The organism is Streptomyces sp. NPDC002306, assembly GCF_053593435.1.
Genome location: NZ_JBSFCK010000014.1, coordinates 165,061 through 178,564 on the forward strand (window position 1 = coordinate 165,061; position 13,504 = coordinate 178,564).

The 13,504-nt window shown below is 71.5% G+C and carries 12 protein-coding genes; 10 read left to right on the top strand and 2 right to left on the bottom strand.

Going from position 1 to position 13,504, the window contains the following annotated elements; all coding sequences use genetic code 11:
* Positions 1-12: 12 nt before the first annotated feature.
* Entirely contained in the window at positions 13-462 is a 450-nt protein-coding gene (locus tag ACWCQK_RS26035; RefSeq protein ID WP_451158819.1) for a metallopeptidase family protein, read from the bottom strand.
* Between the two features lie 331 nt (positions 463-793).
* Here ACWCQK_RS26035 and ACWCQK_RS26040 point away from each other — a divergent pair, with 331 nt between their 5' ends.
* The 9 genes from ACWCQK_RS26040 (at position 794) to ACWCQK_RS26080 (ending at position 10,959) form a co-directional block, all read left to right on the top strand.
* Positions 794-1,171, top strand: coding sequence for a DUF3499 domain-containing protein (locus ACWCQK_RS26040; protein WP_451158779.1), 378 nt, complete (start codon positions 794-796; stop codon positions 1,169-1,171).
* Between the two features lie 187 nt (positions 1,172-1,358).
* A complete protein-coding gene (locus ACWCQK_RS26045) occupies positions 1,359-2,975 on the top strand; it encodes an L-lactate permease (protein WP_451158781.1) in 1,617 nt (538 codons plus the stop codon).
* Between the two features lie 101 nt (positions 2,976-3,076).
* Positions 3,077-4,441, top strand: coding sequence for a phosphomannomutase/phosphoglucomutase (locus ACWCQK_RS26050; RefSeq protein WP_451158783.1), 1,365 nt, complete (start codon positions 3,077-3,079; stop codon positions 4,439-4,441).
* Between the two features lie 236 nt (positions 4,442-4,677).
* Positions 4,678-4,848 carry a Trm112 family protein gene (locus ACWCQK_RS26055; RefSeq protein WP_385788788.1) on the top strand — a complete coding sequence of 57 codons (171 nt, stop codon included), beginning with the start codon at positions 4,678-4,680 and terminating at the stop codon, positions 4,846-4,848.
* Between the two features lie 29 nt (positions 4,849-4,877).
* Entirely contained in the window at positions 4,878-6,011 is a 1,134-nt protein-coding gene (locus tag ACWCQK_RS26060) for an SIS domain-containing protein (protein WP_451158786.1), read from the top strand.
* 65 nt (positions 6,012-6,076) lie between these two features.
* On the top strand, positions 6,077-7,228 hold the full coding sequence (manA, locus tag ACWCQK_RS26065) for a mannose-6-phosphate isomerase, class I (protein ID WP_451158788.1): 1,152 nt from the start codon (positions 6,077-6,079) through the stop codon (positions 7,226-7,228).
* Between the two features lie 149 nt (positions 7,229-7,377).
* Positions 7,378-8,358 carry a cation diffusion facilitator family transporter gene (locus ACWCQK_RS26070; RefSeq protein WP_451158790.1) on the top strand — a complete coding sequence of 327 codons (981 nt, stop codon included), beginning with the start codon at positions 7,378-7,380 and terminating at the stop codon, positions 8,356-8,358.
* Between the two features lie 348 nt (positions 8,359-8,706).
* A complete protein-coding gene (gene ahcY / locus ACWCQK_RS26075) occupies positions 8,707-10,164 on the top strand; it encodes an adenosylhomocysteinase (protein ID WP_451158792.1) in 1,458 nt (485 codons plus the stop codon).
* 180 nt (positions 10,165-10,344) lie between these two features.
* The gene (locus tag ACWCQK_RS26080; protein WP_451158794.1) at positions 10,345-10,959 is read left to right on the top strand and encodes a hypothetical protein; all 615 of its coding nucleotides are present in this window, start codon (positions 10,345-10,347) and stop codon (positions 10,957-10,959) included.
* 69 nt (positions 10,960-11,028) lie between these two features.
* Here ACWCQK_RS26080 and ACWCQK_RS26085 read toward each other — a convergent pair whose 3' ends face one another.
* Positions 11,029-12,048, bottom strand: a complete 1,020-nt coding sequence (locus ACWCQK_RS26085) for an RDD family protein (RefSeq protein WP_451158796.1) — start codon at positions 12,046-12,048, stop codon at positions 11,029-11,031.
* A gap of 130 nt (positions 12,049-12,178) precedes the next feature.
* Between ACWCQK_RS26085 and ACWCQK_RS26090 the strand changes: the two genes are divergently transcribed.
* On the top strand, positions 12,179-13,186 hold the full coding sequence (locus ACWCQK_RS26090; protein ID WP_451158798.1) for a stage II sporulation protein M: 1,008 nt from the start codon (positions 12,179-12,181) through the stop codon (positions 13,184-13,186).
* Positions 13,187-13,504: the final 318 nt, after the last annotated feature.

The window sequence follows — 13,504 nt, forward strand, 5'->3', positions numbered from 1 at the left end:
TCCGCGGACGGCTCACTCCTCGCCGTACCGCGGATCCACCGTCTCCGGAGTCAGTCCCAGCAGCTCGGCGACCTGTTCGACGACCACCTCGTGCACCAGTGCCGCCCGTTCGTCGCGCCCCTTCGTGCGGATCTCGACCGGCCGCCGGTACACGACGACCCGCGCCCGCCGGCCCTCGTGCGCGGGAACCGTCCCGCCCAGCGGCACCGCCTCGTCGTTCCAGGGCTCGCCCGGCCCGTCCAGCCGGGGCACCTCCAGCACGAGGAAATCGATGTCGGCGAGCTGTGGCCAGCGCCGCTCCAGACGCTCCACGGAATCCTGCACCAGATCCGCGAAGACATCGGCACGGCTCGCGGCGAGCGGCACCTGCGGCGGCGCGATCGGGCCGCGCATGCCGCGTCCGTGGCGATCGCGTCGGCGGGGCCAGGGGCCCGCGGCGGGGGGCGGTACGGGGGTGTCCATCACCGCTGAAGCGTAGTCCTCACGGGGCCCGCCCGCCCGGCCCCCGCGCGGTGAACGGCCGGCTCCGCACCATGGTGCGGGATGACCATTCCGGCCAAGCTTGGGCTCGTTTCTGTATCTCTTCGGGACCGGCGATCTCAAGGCAGTTGACGGTGTTTGTGCCGAGTCGTGACCACTTCCTCGACCGCCCGAGGCCGTGCAGGCGGGTGTCGACGCAGGTCAGCGCGGTGTCCCCGGAGGGGTGCGGGGGGTGCTCCGGCACACGACACGGTGGGGTGACCCGGGGGCGAGTCGTCGCGGCCCGCTCAAGAGTGCGGTACCGTCCAACATCGTGAGCCCTGTACGTCGCTGTTCGCGCACCGCCTGCGGCCGACCCGCCGTCGCGACGCTGACGTACGTCTACGCCGACTCGACCGCGGTCCTCGGCCCGCTCGCCACCTACGCCGAACCCCACTGCTACGACCTGTGCGCCGAGCACTCCGAGCGCCTCACCGCCCCGCGCGGCTGGGAGGTCGTCCGGCTGCTGGACGCCTCGGCCCCCGCACGGCCCAGCGGCGACGACCTGGAAGCGCTGGCGAACGCGGTGCGCGAGGCGGCCCGCCCGCAGGAGCGCGCGGCCGGTGCCGCCGGTGGCGGAGCCCGTACGGCGGACCCGATGGAGGTCGCGCGCCGCGGCCATCTGAGGGTGCTGCGCTCGCCGGACAACTGATCAGCCCGGCTTTTCCCTCTTTCGTGTGCGTTCGCGTGTTCCCCGGCGCGTGCACATCCCTTGGCGCGTTCAACGGAGTGCCGCACACCCATTGACGCGACATTGGCGTGGACACGACCATTTCGTCAGCCGAATCGAGAAATCGCTTTCCGCATGACGGAATCGGAATCGACGTCGGGGAGGCGCCGTGTACGTCCAGGAACTGCAACCCGTAGCCGACTCGCTGGGCCTGTCCGCCCTCGTCGCCGCCCTGCCCCTGCTGATCGTCCTCGTCCTGCTCGGTGGCGTCCGCCTCAAGGCGCACCTCGCGGGCCTGGCGGGTCTCACGGCGGCCGTACTGGTCGCCTGCCTCGCCTACGGCATGCCGCTGGACCAGACGCTCTCCAGCGCCGTCCAGGGAGCCGTCTTCGGCCTCTTCCCCATCCTGTGGATCGTCGTCAACGCCCTGTGGGTGTACCGCATGACCGTCCGCACCCGGCACTTCGACGTCCTGCGCCGCTCCTTCGGGCGGCTGTCCGACGACCCGCGCATCCAGGCGCTCGTGGTCGCGTTCTGCTTCGGCGCCCTGCTGGAGGCGCTCGCCGGGTTCGGCGCTCCGGTCGCGATCTGCTCGGTCATGCTCGTCGCGCTCGGCTTCGACCCGGTGCGCGCGGCCGTGGTCTCCCTGGTGGCCAACACCGCGCCCGTCGCCTTCGGCGCCATGGGCACCCCCGTCGTCACCCTCGCCCAGGTCACCGGACTGCCCCTGGACTCCGTGGCCTCCGTGGTGGGCCGCCAGACCCCGCTGCTGGCGCTGCTCGTCCCCCTCGTCCTGGTCGGCCTGGTGGACGGCCGGCGCGGACTGCGCGAGACCTGGCTGCCCGCCCTGGTGTGCGGAGTCGCCTTCGCCGTCGCCCAGTTCGCCGCGTCGAACTACGTCTCCGCCCAACTCGCCGACATCGCCGCCTCCCTGGCGGGCGCCGGCGCCCTGGTCGCCGTACCGCACACGCGCGTGGCCGCCGCCGAGTCCGTCCGCGCGTCCGTGCTGACGGGCGTGCGCAGCGAGGAACTCGACGAGCCCGACCCGCGCCCCGAGGTGGTCCGCGCCTACGCCCCGTACGCGCTGATCGTCGTGATCTTCTCCGTCGCCCAGATCCCGGCCGTCAAGGACTGGCTGGCGAAGGCGACCCGTACCTACGACTGGCCCTTCCTGGACGTGGTCAGCCCGCAGGGCAAGCCGGTCGGCGGCAACGTCTTCGTCTGGCCGATCGTGTCGACCGGCGGCACGCTCGTGCTGCTCGCCGGGATCTGCACCGCGGCCGTACTCGGGGTGCACGCGCGCGAGGCGGTCAAGGAGTGGGCCGCCACCGTGCGCGAACTGCGCTTCGCGATCCTCACGGTGACGTCCGTGCTGGCCCTCGCCTACGTCATGAACCTCTCCGGACAGGCCGCCACGATCGGCCACCTCGTGGCGGCGGCCGGCGCCGGACTCGCCTTCCTGTCGCCGGTGCTGGGCTGGTTCGGCGTTGCCGTCTCCGGCTCCGACACCTCGGCCAACGCCCTCTTCGGCGCGCTCCAGGTGTCCGCCGCCCAGGAGTCGGGTCTCTCCCCCGAGCTCCTGGCCGCCGCCAACAGCTCGGGCGGTGTCCTCGGCAAGATGATCTCGCCGCAGAACCTCACCATCGCGTGCGCGGCCGTCGGCCTGGCGGGCCGCGAGGGCGACCTGCTGCGCAAGGTGCTCCCGTGGAGCGTGGGCCTGTTGCTGGTGATGTGCCTGATCGTGCTGGGGCAGAGCACACCGGTCCTGGACTGGATGCTGCCCTGACCTGAGGTTACGGCTGAGGGTCCACTGTGCGTCCACATCCTGCGTTGTCGGTCGGTGCAGGTAGTTTGGGGCGACCTACAGGACTTTCAGGAGGGTTGGCCGTGGCTGCTGATCTGGCACAGATCGTGAAGGCGTACGACGTGCGCGGGGTGGTCCCGGACCAGTGGGACGAGTCGCTGGCCGAGCTGTTCGGGGCGGCCTTCGTCCAGGTGACCGGCGCGGACGCCATCGTGATCGGCCACGACATGCGGCCCTCGTCGCCCGGCCTGTCCCGGGCCTTCGCGCGCGGCGCGGCGGCACGCGGCGTGGACGTCACCGAGATCGGCCTCTGCTCGACCGACCAGCTCTACTACGCGTCGGGGGCGCTCGGCCTGCCCGGCGCGATGTTCACGGCATCCCACAACCCGGCCCAGTACAACGGGATCAAGATGTGCCGCGCGGGCGCGGCGCCCGTCGGCCAGGACACCGGACTGTCCGAGATCCGCGAACTGACCGAGCGCTGGACCGAGTCGGGCGCCCCCGCCCCGGCCGCGACACCGGGAACGATCACCCAGCGCGACACGTTGGAGGAGTACGCGGCGTACCTCCGCTCCCTCGTCGACCTGACCTCGATCCGCCCCCTGAAGGTCGTCGTCGACGCGGGCAACGGCATGGGGGGCCACACGGTCCCCACGGTCTTCGCGGACCTGCCCCTGACCGTCGTCCCCATGTACTTCGAACTGGACGGCACGTTCCCCAACCACGAGGCGAACCCGCTGGACCCGGCGAACATCGTGGACCTCCAGAAGCGGGTCCCCGAGGAGGGCGCCGACCTCGGCATCGCCTTCGACGGCGACGCGGACCGCTGTTTCGTGGTCGACGAGCACGGCGACCCCGTCTCGCCGTCGGCGATCACCGCCCTGGTGGCCGCGCGCGAGCTGGCCAGGAACGGCGGCCGGGGCACGGTCATCCACAACCTCATCACGTCCTGGACCGTCCCCGAGGTGGTCAAGGAGAACGGCGGCACCCCGGTCCGCACCCGTGTCGGCCACTCCTTCATCAAGGCCGAGATGGCGAGCTCCGGCGCGATCTTCGGCGGCGAGCACTCCGCCCACTACTACTTCAAGGACTTCTGGAACGCCGACACGGGCATGCTGGCCGCCCTGCACGTCCTGGCGGCCCTCGGCGGCCAGGACGGCCCCCTGTCGGACCTGGTGGCGCAGTACGACCGCTACACCGGCTCCGGCGAGATCAACTCCACCGTCGCCGACCAGGCCGGCCGCCTCGCCGCGATCAGGGCGGCGTACGGCTCCCGCGACGACGTCACCCTGGACGAACTGGACGGCCTGACCGTCACCGCCTCCGACTGGTGGTTCAACGTCCGCCCCTCCAACACGGAACCGCTGCTCCGCCTCAACGCGGAGGCACGGGACGAGGCGACGATGGCGAGGACACGCGACGAGGTCCTGGCGATCATCCGAGCCTGACGGGGCGCGGGGGCCCCGCGGGCGAGGGCGAAACCCCTGGCGGCGGCGGGGGTGAGGGGAGGCGCACCCGGCGGCGGTGACACACCGCCGTCCACCGGGTCACCCCCTCCCGCCCGACCCCCACACCGCGCTTCCACCGGCGGTACCCTGACCAGGCACATCCGCACACGCACGCGTACCACCCCGTCGTACGACAAGCCCGTACGACACCACCGCACCCGCCGAAGGGACCCCCCATGCCGCTCGAAGCCGGCCTCCTGGAGATCCTCGCCTGCCCGGCCTGCCACGCCCCCATCAAGGAGCAGGACTCCGAGCTGGTCTGCGTCGGCCAGGACTGCGGCCTGGCATACCCCGTCCGCGACGGCATCCCCGTCCTCCTCGTCGACGAGGCCCGCCGCCCCGCGTAACGACGACCGGCGATCGGAGACTGCCGCCCATGCTCGACGAATCGCTGCTCGACACACCGGACGCCCTCGCCGAGGCCGACCGCCGCGCCCTGCTGCGCGGTGCCGCCGAGGCCGGCGCCCGGGTGCGCACCGCCGCCCGGCACGCCGCAGAGGCAGGCGTCCGCGACCTGAAGCCCGACGGCCGTCCCCGCGCCGTGCTCATCGCCGGCCCCGGCGCCGCCGCCACCTGCGCCGCCGACCTGCTCGGCACGCTGGCCGGTGCCACCAGCCCCGTCACCCGCCTGGCACCCACCGGCGTCGCCCCCGCGGCCGGCGCCCTGCGCTGGGAGCTCCCCGGCTGGGCCGGCTCGGTCGATCTGCTGCTGATCGCCACCCCCGACGGCAGCGAGCCGTCCCTCGGGCTGCTCGCCGAACAGGCCTACCGCCGAGGCTGCTCCGTCGTCGCCGTGGCCCCCGCCGCGAGCCCGCTCGCCGAAGCGGTGCAAGGCGCCCACGGCCTCTTCGTGCCGATGGCGACCGCCCCGTACGACGAGGGGGACGACCAGCCCCTCGCCGCCTCCGCCCCCGGTGTCTTCTGGGCGCTGCTCACACCGCTGCTGGCCCTGCTGGACCGCGTCGGCCTGCTCGCCGCCCCGCCCGACGCCGTAGAGAAGGTCGCCGACCGCCTCGACCAGATCGCCGAACGCTGCGGCCCGGCCATCGCGACGTACAGCAACCCCGCCAAGACCCTGGCCGCCGAACTCGCCGACTCGCTCCCGGTGATCTGGACCGAGGGCGCCTCCGCCGGACCGGCGGGCCGCCGCTTCTCCGCCGCCCTCGCCGAACTCGCCGGCCGCCCCGCCCTCGTCGCCGAACTGCCCGAGGCCCTCGCCGAGCACAACGCGCTGCTCGCGGGCCCGCTCGCCGCCAGCGCCGACCCGGACGACTTCTTCCGCGACCGCGTGGACGAGCCGCCCGCCTTCCACGCGCGCGTGGTGCTGCTGCGCGACCGCCCGCTCGGCGGCCTGACCGCCGCGCCCTCGGCCCGCGAGCTGGCGCTCACCCACGACACACCGATCAGCGAACTGGAGCCGGGGGTCGGCGGCGAACTGGAGACCCTCGCGGAGCTGATCGCCATCACGGATTTCGCCGCCGTTTACCTGGCGCTCGCCTCGGGCGCCTGATCCTGGGTCCTCACCTTTCGACCAGCGCTCGCCGAGCGGCGTAGACACGGAGACAACGACACAGCATGGATCGCCTCGACAACACCGTCCGCCCCTACGCCTGGGGTTCCCTCACCGCCATTCCGCGGCTGCTGGGCGTCGACCCGACCGGCGAGCCGCAGGCGGAGATGTGGATGGGCGCCCACCCCGGCGCACCCTCGCGCACGGAACGCGGCACGCTCGTCGAGGTCGTCGACGCGGACCCCGAGCGGGAACTCGGCCCCGCGGCCGTGGCCAGGTTCGGTCCCCGCCTCCCCTTCCTGCTCAAGATCCTCGCGGCCGGCGCCCCGCTCTCCCTCCAGGTGCACCCGAACCTGGAACAGGCGCGGGAGGGGTACGCGGACGAGGAGCGGGCCGGCGTCCCGGTGGACGCCCCGCACCGCAACTACAAGGACGCCAACCACAAGCCCGAACTGATCTGCGCCCTCACCGAGTTCGACGGTCTGTGCGGCTTCCGCGACCCCCTGCGCACCGCCGACCTGCTCGACGGCCTCGGCATCGACTCCCTCAAGCCGTACGTCGATCTCCTGCACGCCCGCCCCGAGGAGGCGGCGCTGCGCGAGGTACTCACCGCGATCCTCACCGCCGACCGCGAGGAGATGGCCCACACCGTCGCCGAGACCGCGGCCGCCTGCGAGCGCCTCGGCGGCGACTACGCCCCCTACGCCGGCATCGCCCACCACTACCCGGGCGACCCCGGAGTCATCGCCGCGATGCTCCTCAACCACGTCCGACTCCAGCCCGGCGAGGCCCTCTACCTCGGCGCCGGCATCCCGCACGCCTACCTCAGCGGTCTGGGCGTCGAGATCATGGCCAACTCCGACAACGTCCTGCGCTGCGGCCTGACCCCCAAGCACGTCGACGTCCCCGAACTCCTGCGCGTCGTCCGCTTCGAGGCCGGCGACGCGGGCGTCCTGCGCCCGGAGGCGTCCTCCGACGGCGAGGAGGTCTACGAGACCCCCATCGACGAGTTCCGGCTGTCCCGCTACGTCCTCCCGCGGGGCGGCCCCGCCCGCGACCTCACCCGGGCGACCCCGCAGATCCTGCTCTGCACGGCCGGTTCGGTGCGCGCGGGCGAGCACGAACTGAACGCCGGACAGTCCGTGTTCGTCCCAGCGGGTGAAAAGGCCGAAGTGTCCGGTGCCGGAACGGTCTTCCGGGCCACCGTGGTCGTCTGAGGCGGACCGCACGGGTGGCCTGCCGCGCCGCCGTCCGACCGGGCTGCAACAATGACCCACCGGCAAAGGCCGGGCAAAGCCGCCGAGGGGCGGTGCCCGGACAGCGCCCGGACGGCGTACGCACGTAGGCGAAGGGACAACGCGAACACATGAGCGCGTCAGGCGGCACCAAAGCGATCGTGGCGGCACTCGGCGCCAACCTCGCGATCGCGGCAGCGAAGTTCGTGGCGTTCGCGTTCAGCGGCTCGTCCTCGATGCTGGCCGAAGGCGTGCACTCGCTCGCCGACTCCGGCAACCAGTTCCTGCTGCTGGTCGGCGGCAAGAAGGCACAGCGCGAGGCGACCCCGCAACACCCCTTCGGCTACGGCCGCGAGCGCTACATCTACGCCTTCCTCGTCTCGATCGTCCTCTTCTCGGTCGGTGGCATGTTCGCCATCTACGAGGGCTACGAGAAGATCAACCACCCGCACGAGCTGGAGCACTGGTACTGGCCGGTCGGCGTCCTCGTCTTCGCGATCATCGCCGAGGGCTTCTCCTTCCGCACGGCCATCAAGGAGTCCAACGAGCTGCGCGGCATGCTGTCCTGGACCCAGTTCGTCCGCCGCGCCAAGGCACCCGAGCTGCCGGTCGTCCTCCTGGAGGACTTCGGCGCCCTGATCGGTCTGGTCCTCGCCCTCGGCGGCGTCGGCATCGCCCTGCTCACGGGCGACGGGATCTGGGACGGCATCGGCACCCTCTGCATCGGTGTCCTGCTCGTCCTGATCGCCCTCGTTCTCGCCGCCGAGACCAAGTCCCTGCTCCTGGGCGAGGCCGCGGGCCCGGACGAGGTCAAGAAGATCGAGGCCGCGATGGTCGACGGTGACACCGTCACCGGCATCATCCACATGCGCACGCTCCACCTCGGCCCCGAGGAACTGCTGGTGGCCGCCAAGATCGCCGTGCAGCACGACGACACGGCCGGCGAGGTCGCCAGGGCCATCAACGCCGCCGAGGCCCGTATCCGCGACGCCGTCCCGATCGCCCGTGTGATCTACCTCGAACCGGACATCTACAGCGAGGCCGAGGCCGCCAAGGGCGCCGACCGCGGAGCGACCCCGGGCGGCCCGACACCGCACGACACCGGCCACTGACCCCCCGAAACCCCCGTCCGGCCGTCACAGCCGGCGAGCGGTTCCAGCCGCTCCCGCCCGTCACCGTCGCCGTCCCGGCTCGAATTCGCGCGCCGTGATCGGCGTGATGCGTGCGGAGGCGGACTGGGGTGGCCGGGCCCGCCGGTGTAGCTTGGGGTGGAGCCAGACGTCGCTGCTGATGGCGGTCGGGCGGTCCCGCAGTGGACCGTCCGAGGGAGAGAGGGCCTCCGACGGACTGCGCTGCGCGCACGTGGGCATGCCCGTGTCCTCCTTCGGGCACCCGTGTGTCCGCCGCCGCGCAGACCAGCCGTACCCACCTCGCCTCCAAATCCCGAGGAGCAGCTCCCCATGACGACTGTCGACAACCGACAGGACTTCAAGGTCGCCGACCTCTCCCTGGCCGAGTTCGGCCGCAAGGAGATCACCCTCGCCGAGCACGAGATGCCCGGCCTGATGTCGATCCGCAAGGAGTACGCGGAGACGCAGCCCCTGGCCGGCGCCCGTGTCACCGGCTCCCTGCATATGACGGTGCAGACGGCCGTCCTGATCGAGACCTTGGTCGCCCTCGGCGCCGAGGTCCGCTGGGCGTCCTGCAACATCTTCTCCACCCAGGACCACGCGGCCGCCGCCATCGCCGTCGGCCCGAACGGCACGCCGGACAACCCGCAGGGCGTCCCGGTCTTCGCCTGGAAGGGCGAGACCCTGGACGAGTACTGGTGGTGCACGGAGCAGGCGCTGACCTGGCCGAACAGCCCCACCGGCGGCCCGAACATGATCCTGGACGACGGCGGTGACGCCACCCTCCTCGTCCACAAGGGCGTCGAGTACGAGAAGGACGGCAAGGTCCCCTCGCCCGACACCGCGGAGTCCGACGAGCACCGCGTCGTCCTCGAACTGCTGAACCGCACGATCACCGACGGCTCCCAGAAGTGGACCCAGCTCGCCTCGGAGATCCGTGGCGTGACCGAGGAGACCACGACGGGCGTGCACCGCCTGTACGAGATGCAGCGCGACGGCGTCCTGCTGTTCCCGGCGATCAACGTGAACGACGCCGTGACGAAGTCGAAGTTCGACAACAAGTACGGCTGCCGGCACTCCCTGATCGACGGGATCAACCGCGCCACGGACGTCCTCATCGGCGGCAAGACCGTGGTGGTGTGCGGTTACGGCGACGTCGGCAAGGGCTGCGCGGAGTCGCTTCGCGGTCAGGGCGCCCGGGTGATCGTGACGGAGATCGACCCGATCTGCGCACTGCAGGCGGCGATGGACGGCTACCAGGTCACGACCCTCGACGAGGTCATCGACAAGGCGGACATCTTCGTCACCACGACGGGCAACAAGGACATCATCATGGCCTCGGACATGGCCAAGATGAAGCACCAGGCCATCGTGGGCAACATCGGTCACTTCGACAACGAGATCGACATGGCCGGCCTGGCGAAGATCCCCGGTATCGTCAAGGACGAGGTCAAGCCGCAGGTCCACACCTGGAAGTTCCCCGACGGCAAGGTCATCATCGTGCTGTCGGAGGGGCGCCTGCTGAACCTCGGCAACGCCACCGGTCACCCGTCGTTCGTCATGTCGAACTCCTTCGCCGACCAGACGCTGGCCCAGATCGAGCTGTTCGCCAAGCAGTCGCAGTACCCGATCGGGGTCTACACGCTGCCCAAGCACCTCGACGAGAAGGTCGCCCGGCTCCACCTGGACGCGCTCGGCGTCAAGCTGACGACGCTGCGCCCGGAGCAGGCCTCCTACATCGGGGTCGAGGTCGACGGACCGTACAAGTCCGACCACTACCGCTACTGAGTCAGCGGCTCCGCCCGCCGTGAGCGCGTCCGTGCACTGACACGCTCCTCAGCGGCGGCCCGCAGCACCTCCGAGACAGGCCCCCGCACCCCCGTGTCGGGGGCCTGTCCCGTTGGCGCCCTCACGGCCCGGCCCGCTCATCACGGCGCCCCGGCCAGCCCGTCAAGACCCAGGACCCCCATGCCCCGCGGCCGTTATTCGCTCCATGATCCGCACGATCACACCCCCCTCGCGGAAGAACACTTCCACTGCGCCCCCGGCCCCTCCGGCTGGCGCTACGTCTCCCAGCTGACCGCCCCTTCGGGCGACCACACCGGCTCGGTCGACCTCGCCCTCGACGAGCTCGGCCGCCCCATCCGCCTCGAACTCCACGCAGGGGGCTGGCAGGTCCGCGGCGCCGCCCTCGAAGGCGTCACCTGGGTCCGTACGGACCCCACCGGTGCCCATGCCACCGAAGGCAACGTCCCCGCCCACGCCTTCACCGGCACATCCCCCGCATTCCTCGTCGCCACCGCCCGGCTCCTGCGCCTCGTCCCCTCCTCCTCCGCGACCCGCGTACGCCTCGTCGCCCTCACCGACCCGGTCCTCGCCCCGCGCACCGTGGACCAGTCCTGGGCCTTGGTCCAAAGACAAACACACGCCACTGACAACGGCCCCCTGACCGTGGACGAATACCAGGTCACAGCCCTGGACACGGGCGAGCGGTATGCCGTGCACATCGCCGGTGACGTGGTGCTCGCGGCCCCGGGGATCGAGCTGGAGGACCTGGAGACGCCACCGTCGACGTTCGGGTGACGAGTCCGGCGCGGACGCGTGTACGAGGACGGGCCGGGCGGGGACAGGCAGTGGCCCGGCCCGAAGGGATCACGCAGGCGGTGCGAACCCGGTCGACGGATGGTCGGCCGCCGGCGCCGCCGCCGGGGATCCCGCCGGTGCGTCCTGCGGCCTGGCGGGCACACCGCTCGCCGGCACCCCGCTGACCCCAGGGCCGTACAGGGCGCCGGGATGTCCGGGCACGGGATGGCCGTGCGCGGGGCCGCCGACCGTGGGACCCATGGCCGTGGGACCGTTGGCCGCGGGGTGTCCCACGGCCATCCCGGCGGCGCCGACCGCGCCGGGTGACATCGCCGCCGTCCTGTCCCCGTAGGCCCGCCGGACCTCACGGGCCTGCCGTTCCTGCACCACCGCCGCCAGATAGGCGGCCGGGGGGACACCGTGCGGCGCCGGAGTTCCCGTACGATCCGCGAGGTCCGTGGCAAGCCGTGTCGCCATGGCCCAGCCGACCTGCGGATCCAACTGCTGCATCCGGGTCAGGTACTGCCGGATCGCGAGCCACAGCTCGTCGGGGACCGAGGACAGATCGAGCGCGGAGAAACGCCCGGCGAGCCACGGCGGAGGCGGCGGCACGAAGCTCGACCGTGACGCGGGCACCCGCTCCCGTACGACGAGAGTCCCCGCGAACACGTCCCCGAGCCGTCGTCCCCGTGCCGAGACGAGCGACGCGATGACGGCCACCACGCCGAAGGTCATCAGGATCTCGACCACCCCGACCGCGCCCCGCACCAACGCGTGCCGGAACCGGATCGGCCCGCCGTCGTCCCGCACCACGCGCAGACCGACAGCCATCTTGCCGAGCGAACGCCCGTGGCTCAGCGTCTCCACCGCGATCGGCCCGCCCACCAGCACCAGCAGGAACGTCGCGATCGACACCGCGATCCGCGCCGCCTCGTCCAGAGAGGCCGTGGACACCACCAGCGCCACCGTCACGGCCACATACACGCCCACCGCGACGGCCAGGTCGAGCAATATGGCCAACGCCCTGCTGGGCAGCCTCGCGGGGCGCAACTCCAGCGCCACCGCCTCGCCCGTCACCAGCTCACTCACGTCCGCCGTCCCTTCCCTGACCTGCCCTGAGAACCGTCAGTCTGCCAAGCTGAGGGCGCATCGCGCCGCAGTACGACAAGCTGACACCACGACGAGCCGCCGACGAACAGCCCAGGAGCAGGCAAAACCGATGGACCTCGACGTCTTCGTCTCCTCCCACCGAGCCGAGTGGGACCGCCTGGACGCCCTGCTGCGCCGCCAGCGCCGCCTGACCGGCGCCGAGGCCGACGAACTCGTCGTCCTCTATCAGCGCACCGCCACCCATCTGTCCCTGATCCAGTCCAGCGCTCCGGATCCGCAGCTGACGGGCCGGCTCAGCCAACTCGTGGCACGCGCGCGCAGCGCGGTCACCGGCACGAGGCGGGCCTCATGGCGTGATGTGACCCGCTTCCTCACCCAGGGTTTCCCCGCCGCGGTCTACCGGTCCCGCCATTGGTGGGTGCCCACCGCGCTGGTGTCCACCGCGGTCGCGATCCTCCTGGGGTGGTGGATCGGCAGCCACCCAGAGGTGCAGTCCTCCCTGGCGGCCCCCGACGAGCTGCGCGAACTCACCCGTCCCGGTGGCCAGTACGAGACCTACTACTCGAGCCATCCAGCGACCGCCTTCGCGGCGCAGGTCTGGACGAACAACGCCCAGGCGGCCGCGATGTGCCTGGTCCTCGGTGTCTTCCTCGGCCTCCCGGTCCTGTGGATCTTGTTCCAGAACATGCTCAACCTCGGTATCGGCTTCGGCCTGATGTCCTCCGCCGGCCGCCTGGACACCTTCCTCGGTCTCGTCCTGCCGCACGGCCTGCTGGAACTGACCGCGGTCTTCGTCGCCGCCGGCACCGGCCTGCGCCTCGGCTGGACCCTCATCGACCCGGGCCCGCGCACCCGACGCGCCGCCCTCGCCGAGGAGGGGCGCGCCGCGGTGGGAATGGCGATCGGCCTCGCCCTGGTCCTCTTCGTCTCCGGCGCCATCGAAGGCTTCGTCACCCCTTCGGGCCTGCCCACCTGGGCCCGGATAGGCATCGGAGTCCTGGCTGAACTGGCCTTCCTCACGTACGTCTACGTCCTGGGGGGACGAGCCGCACGTGCCGGCGAGACGGGCGACGTCGAGGAGTCGGAGCGCAGCGCGTCCGTGCCGACAGCCGCCTGATGTGCAAACACCCTTCCGGAGCTGTTAATCTCTCCTTCGCCCCACAAGAGCTGTTGACATGGCTCGCGTGGGGAGGTAGATTCGAACAGTTGCCTGGAACTGGATCCATCCGGTCGGCAACCGTGAAGTAGTCTTCCTGCTTCTCGGAACATCGATTCCGACGAAGCCACTCCCGATTCACTCGGAATGTACGGCCGGTCAAACGGCCCGAAACTTCTGATAAAGTCGGAACCGCCGGAAAGGGAAACGCGGAAGCGGAAACCTGGAAAGCACCGAGGAAATCGGGTCGAGAAAAGATCTGATAGAGTCGGAAACGCA

Bases quoted from the DNA above. Each gene is read 5' to 3' on its own strand.
- ACWCQK_RS26055 (WP_385788788.1), top strand. From the start codon at position 4,678: ATGCCGCTCGAAGCCGGCCTCCTGGAGATCCTCGCCTGCCCGGCCTGC.
- ACWCQK_RS26080 (WP_451158794.1), top strand. From the start codon at position 10,345: ATGCCCCGCGGCCGTTATTCGCTCCATGATCCGCACGATCACACCCCC.
- ACWCQK_RS26060 (WP_451158786.1), top strand. From the start codon at position 4,878: ATGCTCGACGAATCGCTGCTCGACACACCGGACGCCCTCGCCGAGGCC.
- ACWCQK_RS26035 (WP_451158819.1), bottom strand. From the start codon at position 462: ATGGACACCCCCGTACCGCCCCCCGCCGCGGGCCCCTGGCCCCGCCGA.
- ACWCQK_RS26070 (WP_451158790.1), top strand. From the start codon at position 7,378: ATGAGCGCGTCAGGCGGCACCAAAGCGATCGTGGCGGCACTCGGCGCC.
- ACWCQK_RS26090 (WP_451158798.1), top strand. From the start codon at position 12,179: ATGGACCTCGACGTCTTCGTCTCCTCCCACCGAGCCGAGTGGGACCGC.
- manA (WP_451158788.1), top strand. From the start codon at position 6,077: ATGGATCGCCTCGACAACACCGTCCGCCCCTACGCCTGGGGTTCCCTC.
- ahcY (WP_451158792.1), top strand. From the start codon at position 8,707: ATGACGACTGTCGACAACCGACAGGACTTCAAGGTCGCCGACCTCTCC.